The sequence below is a fragment of the Pseudomonas sp. SJZ131 genome, from assembly GCF_007828705.1.
Taxonomy (GTDB): Bacteria; Pseudomonadota; Gammaproteobacteria; order Pseudomonadales; family Pseudomonadaceae; genus Aquipseudomonas; species Aquipseudomonas prosekii.
Genome location: NZ_VIVC01000004.1, coordinates 177,834 through 189,352, shown reverse-complemented (window position 1 = coordinate 189,352; position 11,519 = coordinate 177,834). Strand labels below are relative to the sequence as shown.

The following is an 11,519-nucleotide window of genomic DNA, read 5'->3' as shown; positions in this document are numbered from 1 at the left end:
CTCGCGATGGCGGTGTGTCAATAACCGATGCATCGTCTGACACACCGTCATCGCGAGCAGGCTCACTCCTACAAGAATTACGCAGTTCTTTATTGACCGGCATGAGGTCTGTGCTGCTCAAAAACCAGGCGAAAACGCCAGTTTTAACTTCACCCTTGTAGACCGTCTTGCCCACCCCCATATTGGGGCGACTGACGCGTGAAGGAATCCAACTTGAGCGAACTTCTCAACCGCCGCCTGGCTATGCTCGGCGAGCGCGCTAACCTCTCTCTGCTCGAACAGTGCCTTCACGGCATCGAACGTGAATGCCTGCGCGTGACCAGCGAAGGTCGCCTTGCGCAAACGCCGCACCCCGAAGAACTGGGTTCCGCGCTGACCAACGAACAGATCACCACCGATTATTCCGAATCGCTGCTGGAGTTCATCACCCCGGCCCTGCCCGACCCGGCAGACACCTTGGCGAGCCTCGACAGCATTCACCGTTTTGCCTACAGCAAGCTCGGCAACGAGTACCTGTGGAGTCCATCGATGCCGTGCCCGTTGCCGGCCGAGGAAGACATCCCGATTGCCTATTACGGCACCTCCAACATCGGTCAGCTCAAGTACGTTTACCGCAAGGGCCTGGCCCTGCGTTACGGCAAGACCATGCAGTGCATCGCCGGGATCCACTACAACTTTTCCCTGCCGGAAAAGCTCTGGCCGCTGCTCAAGGAATCCGAAGGTTTTGTCGGCACCGACCGCGATTATCAGTCGAGCGCCTACATCGCGCTGATCCGCAACTTCCGTCGCTACAGCTGGCTGTTGATGTACCTGTTCGGTGCCTCGCCAGCGCTGGACGCCGGTTTCCTGCGCGGGCGTTCGCACCAACTCGAACAACTCGACCCGGACACTTTGTATCTGCCTTACGCCACCAGCCTGCGCATGAGCGACCTCGGTTATCAGAGCAACGCCCAGGCCGGCCTCACACCGTGCTACAACGACCTCGCGAGCTACACCGACAGCCTGCGCAAAGCGGTGGCCACGCCGTACGCGCCGTATGTTGAAGTCGGCACGCACAAGGACGGCGAGTGGGTGCAGCTCAACACCAACATCCTGCAGATCGAAAACGAGTACTACTCCAACATCCGCCCGAAACGCGTGACCTACACCGGCGAGCGGCCGATTCAGGCGCTGGTGGCGCGCGGCATTCAGTACGTCGAAGTGCGTTGCCTGGACATCAACCCGTTCCTGCCGATGGGCATCGACCTGACTGAATCGCGTTTCCTCGATGCGTTTTTGCTGTTCTGCGCGCTGAATGACAGCCCGTTGCTGACTAATGGCAGCTGCGGCAACGCGACCTCGAACTTCCTCAGCGTGGTCAAGGAAGGTCGCCGTCCGGGCCTGCAATTGCAGCGCGACGGGCAACCGGTGGACATGAAGGAATGGGCCGCCGAACTGCTCGAAGAGATCGCGCCACTGGCGGCGCTGCTCGACCAGAGCCATGGCGGCGATGCGCACAGCAAAGCGCTGGACGTGCAGTTGGAGAAGGTCAAAGACCCGTCCCGCACCCCGTCCGCTCAAGTGCTGGCGGCGATGGCCGAGCACAAGGAAAGCTTCGCCCAGTTCTCGCTGCGTCAGAGCCAGGCCCACGCGGAGTACTTCCGCAGCGAACCGTTGAGCGCCGAGCTGCAGAGCAAATTCGAAGAGCGCGCCCGCACCTCGCTGGCCGAACAGTCTGAGCTGGAACAGAACGAAGTCGGTGATTTCGACGTGTTTGTCGGGTCTTATCAGGCGAGTATTTTGGCGATTAGTAACTAGGATCAAGGTCCGCCCCTCACCCTAACCCTCTCCCCAAGGGGTAGAGGGGACTGACCGAGTTGTTCTTGGAGCTACATCGACCTGAAAAACCGGGTTGAACTCAGGGTTTGAAAAGCATGTAGATCGGCCCCTTTCCCCCGTGGATAGAGGGACTGACCGAGTTGTTCTTGGAGCTACATCGACCTGAAAAACCGAGTTGGACTCAGGGTTTGAAAAGCATGTAGATCGGCTCTCTTTCCCCCGGGCAAGAGGGGACTGGCCGAGTTGCTCTTAGAGCTACATCGACCTGAGAAACCGGGTTGAACTCAGGGTTTGAAAAGCACGAAGATCGGCCCCCTTTCCCCCTCTCCCCCGTGGGGAGAGGGCTGGGGTGAGGGGTCGATCCACCTGAACGCACACAATGGCAAATTCTCCACTACCCTCCCACCCATCCCTTAGATTTTTCCGCACATAAGCTCATTCGAAAAAGTTATTTATTTTCGTATTCTTAGATCATTTAGTCTCCTTTCACGCCGATCCTCGGCCGCCTGACAAGGAGCTTCTCCAATGAAACTGCATTTCCCTCTTCGCCTCCTGGCGGCCGCGTCGGTGGTGGCGGCGAGCTTCTTTGCGCAAGCGGCTGACGTCACCGTCGCCTACCAGACCACCGTTGACCCAGCCAAAGTCGCCCAGGCCGACGGCGCTTACGAGAAAGCCACCAACGCCAAAATCGATTGGCGCAAATTCGACAACGGCGCCGACATCATCGCCGCCATCGCTTCCGGCGATGTGCAGATCGGCTACCTCGGCTCGAGCCCGCTGACTGCTGCAATCACGCGCAAAGTCCCGGTTGAAACCTTCCTCATCGCCACGCAGATCGGCGCCGCCGAAGCGCTGGTGGCGCGTGACGGATCCGGAATCAACTCGCCGCAAGACCTGATCGGCAAAAAAATCGCCGTGCCGTTCGTTTCTACCGGCCACTACAGCCTGCTCGCGGCGTTGAAACACTGGAACATCGACCCATCGAAAGTCACTGTGCTCAACCTCGCGCCACCGGCGATCATCGCTGCGTGGAAACGCGGTGACATCGACGCCACGTACGTCTGGGATCCGGCGCTCGGCGTGGCCAAGGAGAACGGCAAAGTGCTGATCACTTCCGGCGAACTGGCCAAGTTCGGCGCGCCGACTTTCGATGCCTGGATCGTGCGTAAAGACTTCGCCGAGAAGCACCCGGAAATCGTCACCGCATTCGCCAAAGTCACCCTCGACGCCTACGCCGATTACCGCAAAGACCCGAAAGCCTGGCTCGCCAACCAGAGCAACGTCGACAAACTGGTGAAGCTCTCCGGCGCCAAGGCCAGCGATATTCCATTGCTGCTGCAAGGCAACGTCTACCCGCTGGCGGCTGATCAAGTCACCACCCTCGGCGCGCCGACCACCAAAGCCATCACCGACACCGCCGTGTTCCTCAAGGAACAAGGCAAAGTCGAGGCCGTGCTGCCGGACTACGCCCCGTACGTCAGCGCCAAATTCATCACCAACTGATCGGAGTTAACTGCGATGGCTTTGCTTCAGCTGGAGCGCATCAGCGCACAGTACCCCGGCAGTCCGGAACCGGTATTGGCAGATATTTCCCTGAGCCTTGGGCCCCAGCAATTGCTGGTGGCGCTCGGCCCGTCCGGCAGTGGCAAGACTTCGCTGTTGAACCTGATTGCCGGTTTCGTCGAACCCAGCGCCGGGCGCATCACTCTTGACGGCGTGCCAGTCAAAGGCCCGAGCGCCGAACGCGGCGTGGTGTTCCAGGACGACGCGCTGCTGCCGTGGCAGGACGTGTTGGCCAACGTTGGTTTCGGTCTGGAGCTGGCCGGTATAACCAAAGAAAAACGCGAAATCCGCGCGCGCGAAATGCTCGCACTGGTGGACCTTTCCGGTTTCGAGAATCGGCGCATCTGGCAACTCTCGGGCGGCCAGAAGCAACGTGTCGGCCTCGCTCGCGCCCTCGCCGCCGACCCGCGCGTGTTGCTGATGGACGAGCCGTTCGGCGCGCTCGATGCCTTCACCCGCGAACAGATGCAAGAGCTGTTGCTGCAAGTCTGGCAGCGCACCGCCAAACCGGTATTCCTGATTACTCACGACATCGAAGAAGCGGTGTTCCTCGCCACCGACCTGATTCTGCTGGCGCCGAATCCCGGGCAAATCGTCGAGCGCCTGAGCCTGGATTTCGGCCAGCGTTACGCCGCCGGCGAGTCGGCACGGGCGATCAAATCCGACCCGCGTTTTATCGAAACCCGCGAACACGTGCTCGCCAAAGTGTTCTCGCAACGCAGCGCCGCCACGCGGCAGGAGCGCGCATGAGCAGCTATGAAATCCCCGCCGTCACGGTGAAACCCGCTTCGACCGCAGTGCCTGCGCGGCGCAGCCTCGGCACGCGCTGGATCAGTGTGTTGACGCTGTTTGCGTTGGTATTCCTGTGGTGGGCGGTGACGGCCAGCGGGATGATCGAGCCGCTGTTCCTGCCGCCACCGTCCGCCGTGCTGCAAAAGGGCTGGCTGCTGGCGACCACGGGTTACATGGATTCAACCTTGTGGCAGCACTTGGGCGCGAGCCTCAGCCGGATCGGTCTGGGGCTCGGTTTCGCGGTGCTGACGGCGGTGCCGGTCGGCATCGCCATCGGCCACAACCGTATCGCTCGGGGCATTCTCGATCCGCTGATCGAGTTTTACCGGCCGATCCCGCCACTGGCCTACCTGCCGCTGATCGTCATCTGGTGCGGCATTGGCGAGCTGTCGAAAGTCTTGCTGATTTACCTGGCGATCTTCGCGCCGATTGCCATCGCCACCGCGACCGGCGTGCGCACGGTTGATCCGGCAAAACTGCGCGCCGCGCAGTCGCTGGGCGCGACTCGCGCACAGCTGATTCGGCACGTGATTTTGCCGAGCGCGCTGCCGGATATTTTGACCGGTGTGCGCATTGGCTTGGGCGTCGGTTGGTCGACGTTGGTCGCCGCTGAGTTGATTGCTGCCACCAGCGGTTTGGGTTTTATGGTGCAGTCGGCGGCGCAATTTCTGGTCACCGATGTGGTGGTGCTGGGGATTCTGGTGATCGCGCTGATCGCCTTCGCCATGGAAATGGGCCTGCGCGCACTGCAACGCAAACTGGTGCCGTGGCACGGCCAGGCACATTGAAAATTTTCATGTGAAGCAACCTGTAGGGGTGAGCCTGCTCGCGATAGCGCAGTGCAGGCGACATCGTTGTGGCGGATCCACCGCTATCGCGAGCAGGCTCACTCCTACAACAGCTCGACACCCCGGATTGAAGAGAACCACCATGAGCAACCTGACCATCGTTCCTCTCAGCTCAGCCCTCGGCGCGCAAATCAGCGGCATCAATATCAGCCAGCCGCTGAGCGCCGAACAACGCGACGCGATCGAACAAGCGTTGCTCAAGCATCAGGTGTTGTTCTTCCGCGAACAGCCGATCACGCCGCAGCAACAAGCGCGTTTCGCCGCGAATTTTGGTGATCTGCACATTCATCCGATCTACCCGAATGTGCCCGAGCAACCGGAAGTGCTGATCCTCGACACCGCCGTCACCGACGTGCGCGACAACGCGATCTGGCACACCGACGTGACCTTCCTGCCGACCCCGGCGATGGGCGCGGTGCTCAGCGCCAAACTGCTGCCGGAGTTTGGCGGCGATACGTTGTGGGCCAGCGGAATTGCTGCGTATGAAGCGTTGTCGGCGCCGATGAAAACCCTGCTGGAAGGGCTGACCGCTACTCACGATTTCACCCGGTCATTTCCGCTCGAGCGCTACGGCAATACGCCCGAAGCGCTGGCGCAGTGGGAGGAAGCGCGGCGCAAAAATCCGCCGCTGTCGCACCCGGTGATTCGCACACACCCGGTGAGCGGACGGCGTTCATTGTTCGTCAGTGAGGGCTTCACGTCGAAGATCAACGAGCTGTCGGAAACCGAGAGCGAGGTGATTCTGAAGTTTCTGTTCGCCCACACCACGCGGCCGGAATTCACCATTCGCTGGCGCTGGCAGAAGGATGACGTAGCGTTCTGGGACAACCGCGTGACGCAGCATTACGCGGTGGACGACTATCGCCCGGCGCGGCGTGTGATGCAGCGGGCTACGGTGTTGGGGGATGTGCCGTTTTTTCGCTGAGATTTTGGAACCGCCCCCTCACCCTAACCCTCTCCCCAAAGGGTAGAGGGGACTGACCGAGGTGTTTGGTCGAGATACGGCGACCTGAAAGACCTGAGTCGAACTCAGGCTTTGAAAAGCATAAAGATCGGCCCCCTTCCCCCTCTCCTCCTTGGGGAGAGGGCTGGGGTGAGGGGTGGATCCGAGGTGTTTGGTCGAGATACGGCGACCTGAAAGACCTGAGTCGAACTCAGGCTTTGAAAAGCATAAAGATCGGCTCCCTTTCCCCTCCCCCCCTTGGGGAGAGGGCTGGGGTGAGGGCTGGATCCGAGGTGTTTGGTCGAGATACAGCGACCTGAAAGACCTGAGTCGAACTCAGGCTTTGAAAAGCATAAAGATCGGCCCCCTTTCCCCTCTCCCCCTTGGGGAGAGGGCTGGGGTGAGGGGTGGATCCGAGGTGTTTGGTCGAGATACAGCGACCTGAAAAACCTGAGTCGAACTCAGGCTTTGAAAAGCATAAAGATCGGCTCCCTTTCCCCTCCCCCCCTTGGGGAGAGGGCTGGGGTGAGGGGTGGATCCGAGGTGTTTGTCGGATACAGCGACCAGAAAGACCTGAGTCGAACTCAGGCTTTGAAAAGCATAAAGATCGGCTCCCTTTCCCCTCTCCCCCTTGGGGAGAGGGCTGGGGTGAGGGGTGGATCTAACTGACCCACCCCAATCCAAGCATCACTCAGCCGTCGAAGGCTTCTCCCAAAGGTTGATCCCGCCCTCTTGAGCAAATCGGTCGATCTCCGCCAGTTCTTCCGCGCTAAAGCTCAGATTCTTCAACGCCCCGACGTTCTCGATGATCTGCTCCGGCCGGCTCGCGCCGATCAGTGCCGAGGTCACGCGCGGGTCGCGCAAGGTCCAGGCCAGTGCCAGTTGCGCAAGGCTCTGACCGCGGCGCTTGGCGATTTCGTTGAGCCCGCGCACGTGCGCGATGTTGGCTTCGGACAAGTGCGATTGCTGCAGCGAACCGCCACCCGGACGGTTGACCCGCGCGTCTTTCGGAACGCCATTCAGGTATTTGTCGGTCAACAACCCTTGAGCCAACGGCGTGAAGGCAATCACCCCGGCGCCGAGTTCGTCGGTGACGTCCAGCAAATCTTTTTCGACCCAGCGATTGAGCAGGTTGTACGCCGGTTGATGGATCAACAGCGGCACTTTCCACTCTTGCAGCAGCGCGGCCATTTCGCGGGTTTTCACCCCGGAATAGGACGAGATACCGATGTACAACGCCTTGCCCTGCTGCACGGCAGTAGCGAGGGCGCTGGCGGTTTCTTCCAGCGGGGTGTCCGGGTCGAAACGGTGCGAATAGAAGATGTCGACGTAGTCGAGGCCCAGACGTTGCAGGCTCTGGTCGAGGCTGGCGAGCACGTATTTACGCGAACCGCCGCCCTGCCCGTACGGGCCTGGCCACATGTCCCAACCGGCCTTGCTGGAGATGATCAGTTCGTCGCGATACTGCTTGAAGTCTTCGCGCAGCAAACGGCCGAAATTGGTTTCGGCGCTGCCGTAAGGCGGGCCGTAATTGTTGGCGAGGTCGAAGTGGTTGATGCCCAGGTCGAACGCGGTGCGCAGCAACGAGCGCTGGGTGTCGATCGGCGTGCTGTCGCCGAAGTTGTGCCACAGCCCCAGCGACAGTGCCGGCAGCACCAGACCGCTGCGGCCCACGCGGCGGTAAGGGATGGAGTCATAGCGGTTTTCGGCAGCGGTGTAAGTCATCGAATCCTCTCTTGTCTGTTTTTTCTGGAATCTGTAGGCGCTGTAGGAGCAAAGCTTGCTCGCGATGGCGCACGGACCTGTGGGAGCAAAGCTTGCTCGCGATGGCGGACTCAAGATCGCCATCGCAGGCAAGCCTTGCTCCCACAGGGGCGCTACACAAATCTGTTCCCGGGCCTGTGCAATCCGAGGTTTTCGCGCAAGGTCCGGCCCTCGTACTCTGTTCTGAACAACCCACGCCGTTGCAGTTCCGGAACCACCTCACTGGCAAAATCCTCCAGACCGCCCGGCAGATGCGGCACCAGCACATTGAAGCCATCGGCCGCGCCGTGCTCGAACCATTCCTGCAAGCGGTCGGCAATCTGTTGCGCCGTCCCGATCACGCTGTAATGCCCACGGCCACCGGCGATCTTGCGGCCCAGTTCGGCGAGGCTGAGGTTTTCCCGCCCCGCCAGTTCGGTAAGCAGCGCCTGACGGCTTTGCTGACCGCTGTCGGTCAGCGGCAACTCCGGCAGCGGCCCGTGCAACGGGTACTTCGACAAATCGAAGTTGCCCAGCATACGCCCAAGTAATGCGACGCCAACCTCGGGTTCGACTAATTGCTGAAACGTTTCATATTTCTCCTGGGCTTCGCTCTCCGTGCGCCCGACCACGACAAAAACCCCCGGCATGATTTTCAGCGAATCGGCGCTGCGCCCGTAACGGCCCAGACGTCCCTTGAGGTCGGCATAAAATGCCTGGGCGGCGGCCAGGGATGTTTGCGCGGTGAACACCACTTCAGCCGTTTCCGCCGCCAGTTCACGCCCCGCTTCTGAAGAACCGGCCTGGACAATCACCGGTTGCCCCTGCGGCGAACGCGCGACGTTCAACGGTCCCTTGACCCGAAAGTGCTCACCGACATGATCAAACACGTGTACTTTTTCCGGCTGGTAGTACGTACCGCCGAGCTTGTCCCGTACGAAAGCGTCATCCTCCCAACTGTCCCACAAACCCGTCACCACACGATGGAACTCCCGCGCCCGGCTGTAGCGGTCTGCGTGGCCGATATGCTGGTCGCGGCCGAAATTTTGCGCTTCGGCGGCATTGTCGGAAGTGACCAGATTCCACCCCGAGCGCCCACCCGAAAGATGCTCCAAAGAGGCGAACTTGCGTGCTACGTGGTACGGCTCGTTATAGCTGGTTGTGGCGGTGGCAATCAGTCCGATGCGCTCTGTAACAACGCTCAACGCCGAGAGCAAAGTCAGGGGTTCAAAGTGCTCTGAGCGCGCCATGCGGCTGGCAATGTCGCCGATGGGCGCCGCGAGGCTGTCGGCGATGAACAACGCGTCAAACTTCGCCGCTTCGGCGATCTGCGCCAGGTGTTTGTAATGCGCGAAGTCGAGACCGGCGTCGGCCTGCACTTCGGGGTGCCGCCATGCGGCGACGTGGTGCCCGGTGGCCATCAGGAAAGCGCCGAGTTTGAGCTGTCGAGGCATGTCAGAAATCCTTGCGCAATTGCACGCCGAAGTAGCGCTCGTCATCGCGTGGCACGGCGCGATAGATGTAGTTGCCGCCGCTCGCCAGCAGCGGCGAGTAGGACTTGTCGGCGAGGTTCTTGCCGAGCAGCGCGACGCGCCAGCCATTGCTGTAATCGGCCAGCGCGACGCTGGCGTTCCATAAGCCGTAGGCGCCCTGCTTGGTGTCGGCGTTCTGGCTGATGTCGTACTGCACTTCGCTCTGCCAGCTGTAGTCGGTGCCGAATTCGACATCGAGGCCGTTATCCAGCGGAATCGTGTAGTCGGCGCGCACGTAGCTTTTCCAGTCCGGGCTGAACGGCAGTGGCTTGCCGTTGACGTTGCACGAAGCCGCGGCACCCGCCGGGCAGGCGAATTCGTCGATGCGCGCGCGGGTGTACGCCAGCGCGCCGGAGAACTTCAATTGCTGGGTTGCTTGCAGCGCGTAATCGAGCTCGACGCCTTCGGTGCTGACGCTGCCGGCGTTGATCAGCCGCGTCACCACTTGGCCGGCGACGGTGTCGAAGAAGTTCGCTTGATAGTTGTCGTAATCGCTGTGGAACACCGCGAGGTTGGTGGTCAGCCGATTGCTCCACGCGGTGGCTTTGATGCCGGCCTCCCAGGTGTTGGAGGTTTCCGGTTTCAGCGCCTCGGTATCGCGCGGCTGCATGTTGAAAAACACGTTGTACGCCGGGCCTTTGTAGCCGCGCGAATAGGTCAGGTAGGTGGTCACCGTATCGCTCAAGTCGTACTGCACGCCGAGGCGTCCGGACCAGCCGTCCTCGTCCACCGATCCCGAGCTGCGGGTGGCCGGTTGAATGCCGCTGACGGTGGTGGCGGAGGTGGAAACGCGGCGGTGATCGTACTCCAGATCGTCATGGGTCCAGCGCAGGCCGGCGATCCCGCGAAAGTTCGAGGTGAAGTTCAGCGTGCTTTCGCCAAACACCGCGTAGCTGTCGCTGGTGGTGCTGTAATCGGCGACGCCCCGGTTGACGGCGGTTGGGGTGGTCAAGGTGCGCTGATAGGTTTCGTCGTCCTTGCCGTGCATGTAGAACAAGCCGCCGACGTATTCGAGAAACTCGCCTTTGGGCGATGCCAGGCGCAGCTCTTGCGAGTATTGATCGAACGCCAGGTCGCCCTTGTCGGCGGTGCCGGGAAACGCTGCGGTGACGCTGCCGAGACGGTCGCCATCCTGATACTGCGTGTTGTCCCAGCCGCGCCACGCGGTGATCGAAGTCAGGGTGTAATCGCCGAGGTTCCAGTCGAGCTGGCCGGACAGGCCTTTGTTGACGTCTTCGACGTGGCTGCGGGTGTCGGTATTGATGTCGCGGTTGTCGCTGGATGGCCGCACCGGGCTCAGCGCATTGGTGAACGCTGGGGCCAGGGACTTGCTGACGACGCCGTTCGGGCCGTCGTCGTGGGACTGCATGTAGTCGGCAATGACGGTGAATTTGAGCTCGTCATTCGGCGTGAATTCGAGTTTGCCGCGCGCGCCTCGGTGGTTGTAGCCGTTGACCTCCTGGCCGTTGTGCTGGTTGTCGACATTGCCGTCGTAGCTGCCGAACAACGTGGTGATCGAGCCCTTCAACGTGTCCGGAATCAGGCTGCCGCCGAGGCCGAAACGGGTGCGGCTTTCGTTGCCGCTGTAGTACGACTGATCGATGAAACCGTGGGTCTCGGCGGTCGGTGCTTTGCTGGTGATATTGAGCACGCCGGCCGAAGCATTCTTGCCGAACAGCGTGCCTTGCGGACCGCGCAGCACTTCAATGCGCTCGAGGTCGAGCAGGTCCAGCGTCGCTTGTCCCGGACGCGCATACACCACGCCGTCGATCACCGTGGCCACGGTCGGTTCGACGCCCGGCGAGGTGGAAATGGTGCCGACGCCACGCACGAACAGCGAGGTGTCTTTGTTCGACGCGCCGGTGCGGAAATTCAGCGACGGCACTTGCTGGACGATGCTCGCGACGCCGTTGCGATTGTCGCGTTCGAGCTGTTCGCCATCGAGCACCGAGACCGCCACCGGGACTTTCTGCAATGACTCTTCGCGCCGGGTAGCGGTGACTGTGACCGACTTGAGCGTTGGTTCCTGATCCGCAGTCTCGACGGCAAACGCGCCTGCGCTCGGCAGCGCGCTCAATCCGGCGAGCAACCAGCCCAGATGCGCTCGGCGTGGCGTGGCAGCACGAATCGATCGCGCCAGTTTTTGTGTTTCCCCAGGAATGCTGTGCATGGTCTGCCCGCTCGAAAATGTGCCCTGAACCGCTGCCCTTCTGTGAAAGCAGCGACGGTGAATGTGTCTTGGGCATTCGCTCGAGCGAGTAGCAGACAGAACGCTTTGTT

The 11,519-nt window shown here is 61.1% G+C and carries 8 protein-coding genes; 5 read left to right on the top strand and 3 right to left on the bottom strand.

The features are described 5' to 3' along the window. Positions 1-213: 213 nt before the first annotated feature. The 5 genes from gshA (at position 214) to tauD (ending at position 5,946) form a co-directional block, all read left to right on the top strand. Positions 214-1,797, top strand: a complete 1,584-nt coding sequence (gene gshA, locus FBY12_RS18775; protein WP_121731687.1) for a glutamate--cysteine ligase — start codon at positions 214-216, stop codon at positions 1,795-1,797. Between the two features lie 546 nt (positions 1,798-2,343). Next, positions 2,344-3,321, top strand: coding sequence for a taurine ABC transporter substrate-binding protein (gene tauA, locus FBY12_RS18770; protein ID WP_145254850.1), 978 nt, complete (start codon positions 2,344-2,346; stop codon positions 3,319-3,321). Between the two features lie 15 nt (positions 3,322-3,336). Beyond that, the gene (gene tauB / locus FBY12_RS18765) at positions 3,337-4,131 is read left to right on the top strand and encodes a taurine ABC transporter ATP-binding subunit (RefSeq protein WP_109504347.1); all 795 of its coding nucleotides are present in this window, start codon (positions 3,337-3,339) and stop codon (positions 4,129-4,131) included. Beyond that, positions 4,128-4,961 (top strand): taurine ABC transporter permease TauC, encoded by an 834-nt coding sequence (tauC, locus tag FBY12_RS18760; protein ID WP_121731689.1) that lies wholly within the window; start codon positions 4,128-4,130, stop codon positions 4,959-4,961. The genes tauB and tauC overlap by 4 nt, the downstream gene beginning before the upstream one ends. Before the next feature lie 142 nt (positions 4,962-5,103). After that, positions 5,104-5,946, top strand: a complete 843-nt coding sequence (tauD, locus tag FBY12_RS18755) for a taurine dioxygenase (RefSeq protein WP_145254847.1) — start codon at positions 5,104-5,106, stop codon at positions 5,944-5,946. Between the two features lie 705 nt (positions 5,947-6,651). Here tauD and mgrA read toward each other — a convergent pair. The 3 genes from mgrA to FBY12_RS18740 form a co-directional block, all read right to left on the bottom strand. Then, positions 6,652-7,689, bottom strand: coding sequence for an L-glyceraldehyde 3-phosphate reductase (mgrA, locus tag FBY12_RS18750; protein ID WP_145254843.1), 1,038 nt, complete (start codon positions 7,687-7,689; stop codon positions 6,652-6,654). Between the two features lie 152 nt (positions 7,690-7,841). Continuing rightward, the gene (locus tag FBY12_RS18745) at positions 7,842-9,161 is read right to left on the bottom strand and encodes an LLM class flavin-dependent oxidoreductase (RefSeq protein WP_145254841.1); all 1,320 of its coding nucleotides are present in this window, start codon (positions 9,159-9,161) and stop codon (positions 7,842-7,844) included. A gap of 1 nt (position 9,162) precedes the next feature. Then, the gene (locus tag FBY12_RS18740) at positions 9,163-11,409 is read right to left on the bottom strand and encodes a TonB-dependent receptor (RefSeq protein WP_145254838.1); all 2,247 of its coding nucleotides are present in this window, start codon (positions 11,407-11,409) and stop codon (positions 9,163-9,165) included. Between the last annotated feature and the right edge of the window lie 110 nt (positions 11,410-11,519).